At 38.8% G+C, this 16,001-nt stretch carries 12 protein-coding genes and 1 riboswitch; of the genes, 6 read left to right on the top strand and 6 right to left on the bottom strand.

Translation table 11 applies throughout. From position 1 onward, the window contains the following. Window positions 1–62 precede the first annotated feature (62 nt). Window positions 63–158: riboswitch (TPP riboswitch) on the top strand. 92 nt (window positions 159–250) lie between these two features. Then, entirely contained in the window at window positions 251–2,701 is a 2,451-nt protein-coding gene (locus G9H60_RS04950; protein ID WP_223142992.1) for a TonB-dependent receptor, read from the top strand. A gap of 61 nt (window positions 2,702–2,762) precedes the next feature. Here the strand turns inward: G9H60_RS04950 and G9H60_RS04945 are convergent, their stop codons facing one another. After that, window positions 2,763–3,503 (bottom strand): glycosyltransferase family 2 protein, encoded by a 741-nt coding sequence (locus tag G9H60_RS04945; RefSeq protein WP_223142991.1) that lies wholly within the window; start codon window positions 3,501–3,503, stop codon window positions 2,763–2,765. Window positions 3,504–3,552: 49 nt separating this feature from the next. Here G9H60_RS04945 and G9H60_RS04940 point away from each other — a divergent pair, with 49 nt between their 5' ends. Further along, window positions 3,553–4,602 carry a TerC/Alx family metal homeostasis membrane protein gene (locus G9H60_RS04940; protein WP_223143053.1) on the top strand — a complete coding sequence of 350 codons (1,050 nt, stop codon included), beginning with the start codon at window positions 3,553–3,555 and terminating at the stop codon, window positions 4,600–4,602. 94 nt (window positions 4,603–4,696) lie between these two features. Here G9H60_RS04940 and G9H60_RS04935 read toward each other — a convergent pair whose 3' ends face one another. Continuing rightward, entirely contained in the window at window positions 4,697–5,584 is an 888-nt protein-coding gene (locus G9H60_RS04935) for an AraC family transcriptional regulator (RefSeq protein ID WP_223142990.1), read from the bottom strand. 178 nt (window positions 5,585–5,762) lie between these two features. On the opposite strand from G9H60_RS04935, the gene G9H60_RS04930 reads away from it, so the two are divergent. Further along, on the top strand, window positions 5,763–6,503 hold the full coding sequence (locus G9H60_RS04930; RefSeq protein WP_223142989.1) for a phytanoyl-CoA dioxygenase family protein: 741 nt from the start codon (window positions 5,763–5,765) through the stop codon (window positions 6,501–6,503). A 25-nt stretch (window positions 6,504–6,528) separates the two neighbouring features. On the opposite strand, the gene G9H60_RS04925 is transcribed toward G9H60_RS04930, so the two are convergent. Continuing rightward, a complete protein-coding gene (locus tag G9H60_RS04925) occupies window positions 6,529–6,720 on the bottom strand; it encodes a hypothetical protein (RefSeq protein ID WP_223142988.1) in 192 nt (63 codons plus the stop codon). A 150-nt stretch (window positions 6,721–6,870) separates the two neighbouring features. On the opposite strand from G9H60_RS04925, the gene G9H60_RS04920 reads away from it, so the two are divergent. Continuing rightward, window positions 6,871–8,205, top strand: a complete 1,335-nt coding sequence (locus G9H60_RS04920) for a C69 family dipeptidase (RefSeq protein ID WP_223142987.1) — start codon at window positions 6,871–6,873, stop codon at window positions 8,203–8,205. Continuing rightward, window positions 8,192–9,544: a flavin monoamine oxidase family protein gene (locus G9H60_RS04915; RefSeq protein ID WP_223142986.1), complete on the top strand. Its 1,353-nt coding sequence runs from the start codon at window positions 8,192–8,194 to the stop codon at window positions 9,542–9,544. The genes G9H60_RS04920 and G9H60_RS04915 overlap by 14 nt, the downstream gene beginning before the upstream one ends. A 16-nt stretch (window positions 9,545–9,560) precedes the next feature. On the opposite strand, the gene G9H60_RS04910 is transcribed toward G9H60_RS04915, so the two are convergent. Beyond that, window positions 9,561–10,394 carry a dienelactone hydrolase family protein gene (locus G9H60_RS04910; protein ID WP_223142985.1) on the bottom strand — a complete coding sequence of 278 codons (834 nt, stop codon included), beginning with the start codon at window positions 10,392–10,394 and terminating at the stop codon, window positions 9,561–9,563. A 122-nt stretch (window positions 10,395–10,516) separates the two neighbouring features. Between G9H60_RS04910 and G9H60_RS04905 the strand changes: the two genes are divergently transcribed. After that, window positions 10,517–13,855 carry a ThuA domain-containing protein gene (locus tag G9H60_RS04905; protein ID WP_262899949.1) on the top strand — a complete coding sequence of 1,113 codons (3,339 nt, stop codon included), beginning with the start codon at window positions 10,517–10,519 and terminating at the stop codon, window positions 13,853–13,855. 42 nt (window positions 13,856–13,897) lie between these two features. Here the strand turns inward: G9H60_RS04905 and G9H60_RS04900 are convergent, their stop codons facing one another. Together G9H60_RS04900 and G9H60_RS04895 are read right to left on the bottom strand one after the other, a co-directional pair. Then, window positions 13,898–14,122, bottom strand: a complete 225-nt coding sequence (locus G9H60_RS04900; RefSeq protein WP_223142983.1) for a VF530 family protein — start codon at window positions 14,120–14,122, stop codon at window positions 13,898–13,900. A 10-nt stretch (window positions 14,123–14,132) separates the two neighbouring features. After that, on the bottom strand, window positions 14,133–15,992 hold the full coding sequence (locus tag G9H60_RS04895; RefSeq protein ID WP_223142982.1) for an ABC-F family ATP-binding cassette domain-containing protein: 1,860 nt from the start codon (window positions 15,990–15,992) through the stop codon (window positions 14,133–14,135). Window positions 15,993–16,001 lie beyond the last annotated feature (9 nt).

The following is a 16,001-nucleotide window of genomic DNA, read 5'->3' as shown; positions in this document are numbered from 1 at the left end:
GAATCAGGGCAGCCAAATTTTTCTTAGGGCTTGCAAAGGTAGGAATTTTTGTATCTTTGTGCATCCACAAAAAGGGGTGCCCAATTTTTTGGGCTGAGATTATACCCATTGAACCTGATTCGGTTAGTACCGACGAAGGGATTTTGTCGAGTTTTTAGCGCTGAAAACTCAAAAAAATCATCGATGTAAGGGTTGCATGTTAAATCAGACAGGATTTGACTCCTTTACCTGTTGTTAAACTTTTCAAAAAATGAAAAAGATAACGACAACGTTTTTTCTTATTGTAGTAATCGCCATGATGGCTGCACCAGTTTGGGCGCAGAAAACCTTCCGATGGGAAGGGACGGTCGTAGACCAAGAAAACACCCAAGCTCTTTGGGGGGCAAGTATTCAGTTAAAAGATAGTCAGCGAGGAACCGTTACGGATAGTAAGGGGCATTTTGTATTAACTAGCACGCAATCTTCTGTGAGTATTTCGGTTCATTTTGTCGGATTTGAAACCCAAACTAGGGTATTAAATTCATCAGAAAAATCGGTCAATATTCAATTGAAGAAATCTTCTTTTTTAAATGATGAAGTGATTGTTAAGGCCACTCGAGCGGATGAAAATTCGGCTATGGCTTACACGAATGTTGGGGCAAAAGAATTGGCGAAGTCAAATTTAGGCCAAGATATGCCTGTATTGCTAAATTTCACCCCTTCTATCGTGACCACATCTGATGCAGGGGCTGGAGTTGGATACACGGGAATTCGTATTCGTGGTTCGGATGCTACTCGTGTCAATGTGACCATCAATGGAATTCCAGTCAATGATTCTGAATCTCAAGGGACCTATTGGGTGAATATGCCTGATTTCGCTAGTTCGGTTGCCTCTGTACAAATTCAACGTGGGGTTGGAACCTCCACCAATGGTGCTGGGGCGTTTGGAGGATCAGTCAACATGCAGACCAATAGTTTTGAAAAAGATCCTTATGCCGAATTGAATGCTTCTGGAGGATCATTTGGAACATTAAAGACTACCTTGAAATTGGGAACGGGTTTGTTGGCTGGGAAATGGACTATTGATGGTCGATTATCCCGTGTAGTTTCTAATGGTTATTTGGACCGAGCGTCTTCTAATTTACAATCCGCGTATTTGTCGGCTGCCTATTTTGGGAAGAAATCCTTTTTTCGTTTGAATTATTTCATTGGAAAAGAAAAGACTTTTCAGTCTTGGTATGGAACTCCGGAAAGTCGAGTAAACAATGATGTTGCTGGAATGAATGCCTATATAGAACGAAATTGGTTAAGTGAAGTGGAGGCTAAAAACTTGTTAGAAAGCGGAAGGACTTACAATTATTATACTTATCCCAATCAAACGGATAATTATGCACAAGATCATTATCAATTCTTGACACATCACAGTTTGGGAACGTATTGGAATTTGGACTTAAATGGACATTTTACCTATGGAAGAGGTTATTATGAGGAGTTTAAGGCCGATGCCAGTTTGTCGAAATACGGATTAGCACCTATTAATTTAGGTTCAGTATTGTTGACAAGTACCAATTTAGTGCGAAGAAAATGGTTAGATAATGATTTTTATGGAAGCACTTTTGCTTTGAATTATGACGCCAATCAAGGTTTTAAGTTCACCTTTGGTGGGGCGTGGAACCGTTATATAGGTCGTCATTTTGGAGAAGTAGTTTCTGGTGATAATTTGCCTAGTTCATATGTAGGTCATCGCTGGTATCAAAGTCGATCTCAAAAAACGGATTTGAATATGTTTGTCAAAATGAATTATGCCTTGTCTACCCAATGGCAAAGTTATTTGGATTTACAGTACCGCACAGCAGGCTATACCATGAAAGGAACAGCGGATAAGATGCAGGATATAAGCCAAACCTGGTCCTATGATTTCTTTAATCCTAAATTTGGATTAACACATCAGCTTTCGGAATTAAGTAAAATTTATGGTTCTTTAGCGATTGGAAGTAAGGAGCCAAGTCGACAAGATTTTATCGATAATCCAGGAACGACACCTCGGTCGGAGTTTTTGACAGACTATGAATTGGGTTTTGAAAGAGCCGCTTCCAATTATTCCTTTCAATTGAATTTATATCGTATGCAATATAGAGATCAGTTGGTTTTGACGGGAGCAGTCAATAGTGTAGGGGAGGCTATTCGAACCAATGTTCCAGAAAGTTATCGCATGGGTGCAGAGGCCAGTTTGAATTATCGATTGTCCAATCATTTTTCATGGCAAGCTAATGTAACCTTGAGTCAAAATAAAGTCTTGAATTTCGTAGAAAGTATTCCAGATTATGATACGTATGGAGTTAAAATCGTGAATCATGGGACTACAGATATTGCCTATTCTCCATCAACAATTGCGGGTAGTCAATTCACTTATTCATGGAAAGGTTTGGAAACAAGTTTGTTGACCAAATATGTAGGACAGCAGTATTTGGATAACACTTCAAGTGAAAATAGAAAATTGAAGGCTTATTGGACTCAAGATATACGTTTGACCTATCCAATAAAGACGAATTGGGCAAAAAATGTACAGGCTAGTTTATTGTTAAACAATCTAGCGAATAGCTTGTATTCCTCCAATGGATACACCTACAGCTATGTGTATGAGCAAAAAGTGATTACGGAGAATTTCCAGTATCCACAGGCAGGATTCAACTTTTTAGTAGGTCTTTCTATTCGTCTGTAAAAGGATTAAATAAAAATCCCCTGTCGCTTTGGCAGGGGATTTTTTATGGAATCATGGAATTTTATTTCCCCATTAAATCCCAAGTCCAGCCCATTTTGGCTAGGCGATAACGAAGGGAATACCATAATACGCCAAAACCATAGATGGAACTGCGTTTAAAATTGATAGAAGAGGCTTCTTCAAAATATTTGGTTGGGCAGGTAACTTCACCCACTTCAAAGTTTTTCCAAAATAATTGGAGTACCATTTGGTTATCGAAGATGAAATCATCGTCACAATCATGAAAAGGTACGGCTTCTAAAGCCTCTCTAGAAAAAGCGCGGTAACCGGTATGGTATTCGGATAGCTTTTGTCCGATGAGAATATTTTGATATAAAGTTAAAATACGATTTGCGATGTATTTATAAATGGGCATTCCCCCTTTCAGTGCTCCTTTTCCTAAAATTCGAGAAGCAAAAACAACTGGGTACAGGCCATTGCCAATGATACTTATCATGGCTTTTAATAGCAAAGGAGTATACTGGTAATCTGGGTGAAGCATGATGACAATGTCACCTTGTAATTCCAAGGCTTTGGTATAACAGGTTTTCTGATTACCTCCATAACCCTTGTTTTTATCATGGCGGATCACATGTTGAATGCCAATTTGCTTAGCGACTTCCACCGTATTATCCGGACTGTGGTCATCGACTAAAATGACTTCATCCACCCAATCGTGAGGAATCTCGTTATACGTTTTTTCTAGTGTGAGTGCGGCTTTATAGGCAGGCATCACAACAATTACCTTTTTCCCTTCGTACATATAATGTGTGCCAAAGATTTACGAACTTTGGGCTTTGGTGCAAAATTAGATATTTATGAGCGAAACTTTGTTTTTTATTCTGTTTTCAGTGGGAGTCTTGGCGGTGATGTTAGTGGATTTAGGAGTTTTTAAGACTGGACCACAGTCAGAAGTAACATTTCGAGAGGCGGGTTTTTGGAGTGGAGCTTGGGTGATTTTAGCACTATTGTTTTATCTGTTTTTGAGGTTTAATGGGGGCATGATTCATGGAATTCATGATGTGCCTAGTTTACAAGTTGTTCAAGAGTTATATGCCAAACAGATTCAATTGGGTACAGGAAGCTATTTAGATCAACTTGCTGTATTTCAGGAAAATATGTCCTTGGAGTATATCACTGGTTATTTGGTGGAATATTCTTTATCGGCTGATAATGTCTTTGTCTTCATATTGATTTTCAATTCCTTCGGAGTTCAAAAGCGTTACTATAAAAAGATATTAGTTTGGGGAGTATTAGGTGCTATCGTATTGCGATTGATCTTCATCTTTTTAGGAGCAGCATTATTACAGAAGTTCGACTGGATTATTTATTTATTTGGGGCGTTTTTGGTGTATACGGGTATCAGTATTATCGTCAAAAAAGAGAGTGAGGAAGAAATGGTCCCAGGTCATCATCCTGTAGTGAAGATTTTGTCGAAGTATTTTAATGTGTATAAAAGAAATGTGATTGGTCGCTTTTTTGTACGGATGAAGACGGGCAAATGGTACATAACGCCCATTTTTGTCGTGGTGGTAGTGATTGCATTTACGGATATTTTATTTGCTGTAGATTCTATTCCAGCTATATTTTCTATTTCAAAAGACCCTTACATTGTATTCTTTTCGAATGTGTTTGCAGTCATGGGATTGCGGTCTTTATTTTTCTTCTTATCGAATTTAATGGGCTTATTCCGTTTTTTACCAATGGGATTAGGAGTGCTTTTAAGTTTTGTAGGAATCAAAATGTTAGCGCATCATTATTTGGAGCAAATTGGTTTTGGAACGCTCGCTTCCTTGGGAGTTATAATTGGAATTTTGACGGTAAGTATCGTATTAAGTATGCTGTTTCCTGAAAAGAAATAATCAGTATTTTATCAGTTTTTTGAAAGAGAAATTGGGGGAAATTAGTGAAATTTGCCCAACGCTGGCAAGGTTTTAAACCTTGACAGCGTTAGGATTATTGATGCCATTCTAAGGTCAATTTCCTGTATTGTAGGGGTGGCATTTTCATCCACTGTTTGAATTGTTTGTTGAAGTGAGAAAGATTCCCAAATCCACTTTCAAAACAAATCTCAATCATAGGTTTCGAGCTGCTTCTAAGTAACTGGCAGGCATGTTTAATCCTAAATTCTGTGACCAATTCCACAAAGGTTTTATTCGTAACTTTTTTGAAATAACGGCAAAATGCAGTTTCAGTCATGTTAGCCAAATGAGCCACTTCATCCAAGTGTACTTCATGTGTATAATTGGCGATAACATATGCGTAAACCCGATTGATTCTATCCAAATCTACTGTAGATAAAGTATAACTACTTTCACTAGATTCAATAGGATGAAGATCAGCTACTTGGGTACTTAAGGTGTGGAGTATTTGTAGAAAATTCAATAAACGAGGGAAAGGTGCTAATCCTTTTAATAGTAACATTTCCCTGGCAATTTTATCCTGCGTGCTTCCTTGAATAGAAAATCCTAGTTTAGCTCTTTCAAGTAAGGATTTAATAGCGGCACTTTCTTTTTTGTTCAAAAAAGCTTCTCCCAAAAAATCCAAAGAAAAATGAATTACTAATGCTTGGGCAGCATCCTCTTGCAAATCTTCCGTTAACCAATCTTTTCGGTGATTTTGCCAGCAATGCGGCAGATTGGAACCTAAAAGCACCAAATCTCCAGGGCTAAAGTCGCTGATTTGATTGCCTATAAACCGTTTACCCTCGCCAGAAATAATCAAAGTTAGTTCCAATTCAGGGTGAAAATGATAGGGAGCATCAAAACGCGCTTGCTTTACTTCCTTGATTTCGAAGGATAAGGCTTCGCTTCCCTTAGCTAAATGCTCCAAACTAGCTTTCATCTTATTTGAAAATTATCAGAATAATCTATGTAATGTTTAATCTATGGTAAAATTGCATTAATTTTTACAAATTTCACGGTAGATAGTCGGATTCTTTTTATGGAACTTTGGCCTAAAATTTAGCTAGATGCTCGATCAAGCTTACTTACTGAAGAACACAGATAAAACCTATTTTAATATGAATGGACACGTCTATTTACCAGACGTGTTAAGTGCCGATGATTTGCAACCCTATCGGGAAGCAATCAATCGCTGGGCTAAGGATTTTCGCGCAAAGCAAAAGTCCTTAGCTGAACGCGATACCTATGGTAAGGCCTTTTTGCAAATGATGAATTTGTGGGAAGAGGATGCCAAAATCAAGGAATTTACCCTCGCTAAACGATTTGCTCAAATTGCTGCTGATTTATTGGGAGTCCAGCATGTTCGCCTTTACCATGACCAAGCCTTATTTAAAGAACCTGGTGGAGGTTTAACCCCATGGCATCAAGATCAGTATTATTGGCCTTTAAACACTAAAAATACGGTAACCATGTGGATGCCTCTGGTGGATATCGACGAAGAAATGGGGATGCTTACTTTTGCTTCAGGGACTCAAGATGTCAACTTGCCTTTAGTGAATATTTCTGATGAGTCAGAACAAATGATAAGTCAATTTGTCAAAGAAAAGAATTTTCCCATTGTAGCTCAAAAGACCATGAAAGCCGGAGATGCGACCTTTCACAAGGGTTGGACTCTTCATGCCGCTCCAGGAAATCATTCCAATAAAATGCGGGAGGTAATGACCATTATTTTTATGGATGCTGATGCCAAAATCATTGAGCCACAAAATGAGAATCAAGAAGCAGATCGCCAGCGTTGGTTGCAAGGATTAGCCCCAGGAAAAGAAGCCGCCTCGGATTTGAATCCCGTGTTGGTTTAAGTTTTGGACCTAAAAGGGGATTTAATTAAAGCTTTGGACAATCGCAGCCTTTTTTCTTCTTTTTAAAAAGTCCCCAAAGAAAACCTTTCTTTTTTCGATATTTAGCCACTTTCTTGTTGGTAGAGCTTGAATAGCTTAATGCCATTTTCGAGTCCGCTACCGTGCTATGCGCAGGAATACTGAAAGAAATCAAGCAAAATAGAACTAGGTATTTCATTGCTTTGAGCGCTTTGATGGAGTACAAACTTACTATTTTTGAAGGAATAAACTTGACCTCTTATTTTTGGATTTATAGGTTCTAATTTTTTGAGTTGCGTGAAATAAATTCCATACTTGTATTATTATTGGCTTTCTAAACCTAACATGCATGTGCGATACTTTTTTTAGCCCTTCTCACAGGAATGTACATGGAAATGCCATCTTAGCCAAAAACTCAGATCGTGAGCCCAATGAAGCTCAACAAATCGTTCGATTTCCTGCTCACAGCCGATTTCAAAAACGTGTCCAATCAACTTTTATTGTTGTGGATTGTCCAGAACAAGTAAATGAGGTAATTCTATCCAAACCTTTTCAGATGTGGGGTGCCGAAATGGGAGTGAACGAACATGGTGTGGCCATTGGGAATGAGGCGGTTTTTACCAAATTACGTTTGGCCAGAAAAAACAATGGCTTGACTGGAATGGACCTTTTGCGATTAGCCTTGGAACAGTCGAAAACGGCTAAATCGGCCTTGGAGAAAATCATAGAGTTGTTGGGGAAATATGGACAAGATGCATGTGGTGGTTACCAAGATAAAGGGATGTTTTACAGCAATAGTTTTCTAATAGCGGATTCTCATACTGCTTTTGTTTTAGAAACAGCAGGCCCATTTTGGGCTTATAAACACTTGAATTCTTTTTATGCCATATCCAATCTGCTGACTATTGGGACAGATTTTGATGAGATCCATCCTGAGGCAAAAGCTTTTGCCTATCAAAAATCTTGGATGAAAGAAGATGTGCCATTTGATTTTCAAATGGCTTTTTCTGAGCCTTTCATGACTTATATGGGTCGAGGGGCATCCCGAAAACAGCAATGTGAGCTTCAGGCTCCTTCATCAAATAGTATTCAATTTAGCGTTAGGGATGCTTTTCAGATTTTGAGAAGTCATAAGATCCAAGAAGATTTTGAGCCATGCCAAGGAGATATGGGAAATATTTGTTTGCATGCACAAGGTCTTTTGACCCCTTCTCAAACTACAGGAAGTATGGTGGCAGAGTTGAGGGAGAATGCCCAATCCACAGTTTGGCTAACAGGTTCTTCTGCGCCTTGTTTGTCGGTATTTAAGCCTTTTTACTTTAGAACTAATGCCTTGAATGCCAATGTATTTCCACAATCCAGCGACCGCCTGGATCATTCTTATTGGTGGCAATGGGAAAAAATTCACCGTAGGGCCTTGACAGATTATTCCACTATAAAGTCGAGTATTCAAAGATTTCAGCAAGAAAAAGAACAAGAATGGGTGGAAGAAGATCAGGAGCTATCTAGGCAAACAGATGCTAGCAAGAAGGAAGTTTTTAGTCAAAAAGCCATCGAGGATTGTTTTGACTACTTACATCAATGGGAGCAAAAAAATGGTTCAGTCCAGATCAAGATTTGGCCTGTGGCTTATCGGTTGTATTGGATGTGGCAAAATAGAAAGATGAAACATGAAGGAAATTAATACAGAGATATTGATTGTTGGAGCAGGTTATGCGGGTATAGCTGCGGCAAAAAAAATGTATGCTGCCAACCAAGATTTTAGGGTGATAGAAGCCCGAGACAGAATTGGTGGTAGAACCTTGACCGAGGATTTGCAATCGGGAGTGACGGTAGACATGGGAGCAAAGTGGGTAGGACCCACGCAACATTTGGTGTGGGAGTGGATAAAAGAGACCCAAACTGAAACATATGATACCTACGACCAAGGAAAGAATCTATTGAAGTTTAAGGAAAAAATCAGTTCATATACGGGCACAATTCCCAAAATTGACCCTGTATCCCTGATTGATTTAGGTATTGCAATCAGTAAAATGAATAAGCTTTCAGATCAAATATCCATTTCTGAACCTTGGAACCACCCGAAAGCCAAGGAATACGATGCCATGACTTTGGCTACCTGGATGGATAAACATATCTGGACAGCTAAAGCAAAGCATTTATTTGAAATTGGAATTCAAACGGTTTTTGCGGCAGAAGCTTCGGAGATTTCATTGCTTTTTGCTTTGTTTTATTTTAAGTCGGGGGACAATATGGACACCCTCATTTCCATTAAAAATGGAGCCCAGCAAAGTATTTTAAAAGGGGGTACGCAAGGTTTGATTAAAAAAATAGCTGCTCCATTTTTAGACAAAATTCATTTTCAGGAACCTGTTTTTAGGTTAAGTCAACATGCTGGAGGAATTATAGCGGAGACAGATAATCTAACAATAAAGGCAAAGAAATGCATTTTTACTATACCCCCCGTGCTAATCAGTAGTGTTGTATTTGATCCCCCATTAACCCAACAAAAAGCACAACTTTATCAGCGGATGCCCATGGGAGCAGCCATGAAAGTGTATTTGATTTACCCGACGCCTTTTTGGAGAGAGATGGGCTTTAGTGGACAAATTGTAAGTGACGAATACCCATTGAAAGTCACCTTTGATGTGGGACATGCTGATGCAGATCAGGGTGTACTATTGGTTTTTGTGGAAGGGAATGATGCACGAAATTTCATTGACTTGCCGGAGGATACTCGCAAGAAAATGATTGTTGAGCGAGTGGAGAAAATATTTGGACATCAAGCATCGCAACCTATACAATACATCGACAAATGTTGGACGGAGGAAGTATATTCTCGGGGTTGTTATACTGGATTGATGGGACCAAATACATTAACTCAGTTTGGACACCAGATTAGAGCACCTTTTCAGCATGTACATTTTGCTGGGACAGAAACAGCGGAAAAATGGAGTGGTTATTTAGATGGGGCTATTTCCTCAGGATATCGGGCAGCTTCTGAGGTGTTAAAAATGCTCTAGAAGCCGCCCAATACTATTATTTTATTCTTTCTTTAAAAAAAGCAATGGCCATATTCCAAGCTTCTTCAGTTGATTTTTTATCAAAAGCAGGATTTGAAGGATTGGCAAAAGCATGCTCAGCATCAAAGCTTTTTACTTGTAATTTTTTCCCTGCAGCCTTCATGTTTTCTTCAAACTCGGCTACAACTTTAGGAGAAATCCATTGTTCTTTACCCGCGAATAATCCTAATACATCGGTATTTAAGGCTTTCAATTCTGCGACATCCTTCACTGGCATTCCATAATACATGACGCATGCTACACCTTGTTTTCCTGCTAGAATAGATGCTTTTAGGGATAATCCTCCTCCAAAGCACCAACCGACTGTGGCAATTTTTGCTTTTGGACCTACATGTTGAATGGCACCTTTAATAATGGCCTCTAACCTTGCTGGATTGGCTTCACCCATGTATTTACCAGCATCTTCTCGGGTGGTGGCTACTTTTCCATCATACATATCTATGGCTAATACATTCACATTACCTAAAGTGCTGTAGAAATGTTCAGCTTCTCTTTTAATGTGATCATTTAATCCCCACCATTCTTGAAATACGAATAAGGTAGTATTAGTTGGTTTCGCAGCTTTGATGTAAAATGCTTTCGCTTTTTGGCCATCGGGTGTGCTGAATTCTACCATTTCTCCGCCTGCTTTAGAGATATGTACATAAGGTTTAGGCAATTTATGCGAGCGTTGAAAAGCTTTATTAGATGCCATTAATTGCATATCATCCTTTTTAAGGAAGCAGCAGGATTGGGCGCTTAGTTCCTGAAAACCAGCTAGTAAGGCGAGTAAAACGATGATTTTTTTCATGGTATTATTTGAATAAAAATTTTGAATAATTTAATCGAAAATGAAGCTTTTAATTTAACTTTACCAACTCTTTAAGACTGAAATATAATATGAAACACAATTTCTTCGGCACTGTCCGAATCATGGCTAGCATCTGTCTTGCATGCTTATTTTCGTTCTCACTTGTTGCACAAGACAAAAACGTACTCAAAGGTAAAAAGGTTTTGGTTTTTTCATCTACGAAAGGATTTCGTCATAGTTCTATTGAACCTGGCAAAATTGCATTTTTGAAGATGGCTTCTGAAAAAGGTTTTTCAGTGGATACCACAGAAAATGCTGCGGCATTTACCGAAAATAATTTGAAGAAATACCGCGTCGTGGTGTTTTTAAACACGACAGGAAATGTCTTAAATGCACCTCAACAAAATGCATTTGAACGCTTTATTCAAGCTGGAGGAGGATATTTAGGTATTCACGCTGCCACGGATACAGAATATGATTGGCCTTGGTATGGTAAATTATCTGGCGGGTATTTCGCCTCACATCCTGGCCGACCTAATGTACAGGAAGGTAAAATGACTGTTGTAGACGGAAGTCATATTTCTACTTCTCACATGCCAGCTAGTTTTATTCGCAAGGATGAATTCTATGATATTAAGGAATTTAATAAAGATGTTAAGGTTTTGGTTACAGTAGACGAAAAAACTTACACAGATGGTAAAATGGGTGATTTTCACCCAATGGCTTGGTATCACGAGTTTGATGGTGGTCGTGCATTTTATACTAACTGGGGACATACTCATGAGACTTTTTCTGAAGATTTAGTATTGAAACATATCTGGGGAGGTCTACAATGGTTGGCTTCAGGTGCCGACATCAATTACAATAAAAAATTACGTACAGGTGTACTTCCAGAAGAAAACAGATTCACTAAAATTACTTTAGACCGTAATTTGGATGAGCCAACGGAGTTAGCCGTTACAAATCAAGGAAAAATCTTTTTTGCTGAGCGAAAAGGTAAATTGAAGATGTTTGATCCTAAAAAAGGCAAAACGAAAGTTATCGCTCATTTGGATGTTTTCAATAAGTTTGAGTATGGTTTAATGGGGATGAATATTGATCCAAACTATGATCAAAACAAATGGATTTATTTGTTTTATTCTCCACAAACAGGTCAGCCTGATACAGCACAACATTTATCTCGTTTTACTTATGATGATGTGAAAGATACCTTGTTGATGAATACAGAGAAGGTAATATTGCGAGTTCCCGTAAAACGTACAGGATGTTGTCATACTGGTGGTTCTATTGCTTGGGATAAGGAAGGAAACTTGTTTTTATCCACAGGAGATGATACCAACCCATTTGATTCCAATGGTTTTGGACCTATCGATAACCGTCCAGGAAGAGCGGGCTGGGATGCACGTGCTACCAGTTCTAACACCAATGATTTACGAGGTAAAATTATTCGAATTAAACCTACTGCTGAAGGTTCTTATACCATTCCAAAAGGCAATTTATTCCCGGAGAAAACTCCTCATGCCAAAGCAGAAATTTATGTAATGGGTAATCGTAATCCTTACCGAATTGCGGTGGATCAACGTACTGGCTTTTTATATTGGGGAGAGGTTGGTCCAGATGCAGGAGAAAATTCACCTAAATATGGTTCACGAGGTTATGATGAAGTAAACCAGGCTCGTGAAGCTGGGTATTTTGGATGGCCTTTATTTGTTGGAAATAATCAAACCTATAATCAACGTGATTTTGTGAAAGATAGTACTTGGGCTAAGTTCAGTGTAGAGGCTCCTATCAACGATTCTCCTCACAATACTGGTTTTGCACATTTACCTAAGCCTCAAAAAGCGTTTATATTCTATCCATACGTAGATTCACCAGACTTTGGTCCAGTTATTGGAAAAGGTTCAAGAAATGCAATGGCAGGACCCGTTTATTATTCAGAAGATTTCCCAGCTACTTCAAAAACTAAATTCCCATCTTATTACGATGGAAAATTGTTTGCTTATGATTGGGCGAGAGATTTAGTTTACACTGTCACCATGAAACAAAATGGAGATTTTGATTCCATGGAGCGCTTCTTACCTTCGGTGAAGTTCTCTCATCCGATTGATATGCAATTTGCGAAAGATGGAACATTCTATGGATTAGAGTATGGTCCAAACTGGTTTGCTCAAAACGAGGAGGCTACTTTATACAAGATTGAATACAATGGCGGTAATCGTCCTCCTAAAGTGGAAATTTCAGCTGATAAAAAAGTAGGTGCATCACCATTAAAAGTGAAGTTCTCATCTGAAGGTACTTTAGACTACGATGGAGATGCCATCAAATATGCTTGGTCATTTGGAGATGGACAAACAAGTACCTTAGCTAATCCAACTATTACTTACTCTAAATCAGGTGAGTTCAAAGCCGTATTGAAGGTGAAAGATGCGAAGGGTAATGTTAGTTCAGCTGAAACTATTGTGAAAGTTGGAAATGAAATTCCAAAAGTCGATGTGAGTATTGAAGGAAATAAATCATTCTATTGGAATGATAAAGCCGTGAAATACCAAGTGAAGGTAGATGATAAAGAAGATGGTTCATTAAGCAACAAGAAAATTTCTGAAGAGGATGTTGTTTTGAATATCAATTACTTACAAGGATTTGATAAGACCTTAATTGAGCAAGGACATCAAAGCAATACTTCATTCTCGAATGGAAAGCGTTTAATTGATTTGTCCGATTGTAAAACATGCCATGCTGTAGAGAAGAAGTCCATTGGACCATCTTATACCGAAGTAAGTAAGAAATACCGTGCTTCAACAGCGAATATTGATATGTTGGCAAAGAAAGTTATTTCTGGTGGTGGTGGAGTTTGGGGAGAACAAATGATGGCTGCTCACCCTCAAATCAAATCGGATGATGCGAAAGAAATGGTTCGTTACATCTTAAGTTTATCTGATACTAAGAAAACGTCCAAACCATTGAAAGGAGAATTTGTGACCAATGACGGAGGTAAGCCTGGTACGTTCTTATTTGTGGCTAGCTATACGGATAAAGGAGGTTCAAAGGTTGGTTCGGCAACAGGTCAACAAGTGATCACTTTGCGTAATTCACGTGTAGCTGCAGCTTCTGCTGACCAAACAGCTAAAACCATGAAATACAAAATTGATGGTGTTGGCGAGTTATTAGTTGCTACTGCCGATAAAGGTTATGCCAATTTTGGGATGATTGATTTGACTGGAATTAAGTCGATTCAAGTATCTTCTTTTGTGATGCCAGGTCAAACGGCTGGTGGTAAATTAGAGTTGAGATCTGGTAGCCCAAGCGGTACTCTTTTAGGCTCGATTGATATTAATACAACAGGAAATGCTAGTATGCCTGTGAATGTATCGGGTTCTCAGAACTTATATTTTGTCTTCTTTAATCCGAATGCAGGGGATAAGCCACTGTATGGTTTGAAGGAAATCTATTTTGAGAATTAGGAATGATAATCCATAAAAAAAGGCTCCGAGAGGAGCCTTTTTTTATAACCATTTAGTACGAATGTAGAGGTTTTCTACTTTTTGCCTGGCCCAAGGAGTTCGTCTTAAAAAAGTCAAAGAAGATTTGATACTTGGGTTAATCGCAAAGCAATTGATGCGAATTCTTCGTGCCAGTTCTTCCCAGCCATAACGCTCCACCAATTGCTCCATGATGAAGGCTAAAGTTTTGCCATGCAAAGGGTCATTGGATACTTGTCCTTCGTCCATAGGTGATGATTTAAGCGCGCTCAGATAACTCTAACCAACGCAATTCTTTTTCCTCTAAACTATTTTTTAATCGTTCAATTTCTGCTGCCCAAGCTGTTAAGTCTTGAAAGTCGTCTGAACCTTTACTTAGTCGTTCTATAAGCGCCTCTTTTTGACTTTCCATCACCGCCATATCCTTTTCTAGTTCTTCCAATTCTTTCGCTTCTTTAAAACTTAATTTTGCTCCTTTGGGGGCGGGTTTACTTTCAACTACTGGAGCTGGATTTTTTTTCTCTGCTATAGGTTCTTTTTCTTTATTTTCAAGCGCAATGCGATAATCCGTATAATTTCCATTGAAGAAATTCACTTCACCTTCACCCTCAACTAATATTAGTTGATCGACCAAATTATCCATGAAATAGCGGTCGTGAGATACCAATAGCAAGCAACCTTGAAACTCACTTAGAAAGTCTTCCAATAATTGTAAGGTATCTAAATCTAAATCATTGGTAGGCTCATCCAGAATCAAGAAGTTGGGATTCTTGACCAAAACCTGCATGAGTTGTAGTCTTTTTTTCTCACCACCCGATAGTTTTTCTACTGGGGTATATTGCTGGGCAGTTGGGAATAAAAACTTGCTTAAGAACTGACTAGGAGTCAATGACTCATTTTTGCCATATGGAATCACTTCTGCGATTTCTGTAATAGTATCGATGACGCGTTGTTCAGGCTTAAATTCAAAAGGTAATTGAGTATAATACCCTATCACCAAAGTTTCTCCTGGATCTATGGTACCAGCATCAGGTTGTTCTAAACCAGTTAAAAGTTGAAGGAAAGTAGTCTTTCCGGCTCCATTTTTCCCAACAATACCTATTCGATCTTTCTTCTTGAATGTGTAAGTGAAATCATTGACAATCTTTTTTTCTCCCCAGGCTTTCTTCAGGTGATTGATTTCAATGATTTTATTGCCCAAGCGCGACATCTGAATATTCAATTCCAGTTTGCTATCGTCCGTTTTGCGATGTGCTACTTCTTCTGTTTCAGCAAAAGCATCAATGCGTGATTGAGCTTTGGTACCGCGTGCTTTGGGCTGTCTTCTCATCCATTCCAACTCCTTGCGGTACAAGTTTTTGGCTTTGGAAATCGTACTCGCTTCGGAAGCTTCACGTTCTGCTTTTTTCTCTAGGAAATAGGCATAATTACCTTCATATGTGTAGATGGAGCCATTGCTGAGCTCCAGCATTTTATTACATACTTTATCAAGGAAATATCGATCGTGAGATACAACTAAGACGGTGACGTTAGGACCAGAAAGTATACCTTCTAACCATTCAATGGTTTCAATATCCAAGTGGTTGGTAGGCTCATCCAGAATCATGATATCTGGACTTTCAATTAATAATTTAGCTAATGAAAGTCGTTTCTTTTGACCACCAGATAGGGTACTTACTTTTTGATCTCCGTCGGGAATACCTAGTCGAGTGATGATTTGTTTAGCTCTAGCCTCATAATCCCAGGCATTGTTGGCTTCCATGAGCGCAAAAGAATCTTCTAGTTCTTTGGCATCACCAGAAATCATGGCCTTTTCGTAGGCTTTGATAGCTTGTGCACTTGGCAAATCGTCTGAAAATAGATAGTTAAGGACTTCTTCGTTTTCCTGAAAAATAGGGTTTTGAGGAAGGTATCCCACGCGTATGCCTTTGCGGATGGTCACTTTACCTTCATCGGGGCTTTGGAGACCCATTAAGGTTTCCATTAGGGTCGTTTTACCCGTACCATTTTTTCCAATGAGGGATACTTTCTCTCCTTTTTGTAGGCCAAAGAACAGGTTTTTAAAAACCCATCTTTCACCCAAATTGCGAGAAATATTTTCCGCGGATAGGTAATTCATGTTTGTTAA

It is taken from the genome of Aquirufa aurantiipilula, assembly GCF_019923745.1.
In the GTDB taxonomy this organism is placed as follows: Bacteria; Bacteroidota; Bacteroidia; order Cytophagales; family Spirosomataceae; genus Aquirufa; species Aquirufa aurantiipilula.
The sequence above is the reverse complement of the archived record's forward strand: the minus strand, read 5'-3'. Positions and strand labels throughout refer to the sequence as shown.

What these genes read in the sequence shown, in the direction of transcription:
- G9H60_RS04950 (WP_223142992.1), top strand. Translation starts at nt 251, where the DNA reads ATGAAAAAGATAACGACAACGTTTTTTCTTATTGTAGTAATCGCCATG.
- G9H60_RS04945 (WP_223142991.1), bottom strand. Translation starts at nt 3,503, where the DNA reads ATGTACGAAGGGAAAAAGGTAATTGTTGTGATGCCTGCCTATAAAGCC.
- G9H60_RS04935 (WP_223142990.1), bottom strand. Translation starts at nt 5,584, where the DNA reads ATGAAAGCTAGTTTGGAGCATTTAGCTAAGGGAAGCGAAGCCTTATCC.
- G9H60_RS04930 (WP_223142989.1), top strand. Translation starts at nt 5,763, where the DNA reads ATGAATGGACACGTCTATTTACCAGACGTGTTAAGTGCCGATGATTTG.
- G9H60_RS04925 (WP_223142988.1), bottom strand. Translation starts at nt 6,720, where the DNA reads ATGAAATACCTAGTTCTATTTTGCTTGATTTCTTTCAGTATTCCTGCG.
- G9H60_RS04920 (WP_223142987.1), top strand. Translation starts at nt 6,871, where the DNA reads ATGTGCGATACTTTTTTTAGCCCTTCTCACAGGAATGTACATGGAAAT.
- G9H60_RS04915 (WP_223142986.1), top strand. Translation starts at nt 8,192, where the DNA reads ATGAAGGAAATTAATACAGAGATATTGATTGTTGGAGCAGGTTATGCG.
- G9H60_RS04910 (WP_223142985.1), bottom strand. Translation starts at nt 10,394, where the DNA reads ATGAAAAAAATCATCGTTTTACTCGCCTTACTAGCTGGTTTTCAGGAA.
- G9H60_RS04905 (WP_262899949.1), top strand. Translation starts at nt 10,517, where the DNA reads ATGGCTAGCATCTGTCTTGCATGCTTATTTTCGTTCTCACTTGTTGCA.
- G9H60_RS04900 (WP_223142983.1), bottom strand. Translation starts at nt 14,122, where the DNA reads ATGGACGAAGGACAAGTATCCAATGACCCTTTGCATGGCAAAACTTTA.
- G9H60_RS04895 (WP_223142982.1), bottom strand. Translation starts at nt 15,992, where the DNA reads ATGAATTACCTATCCGCGGAAAATATTTCTCGCAATTTGGGTGAAAGA.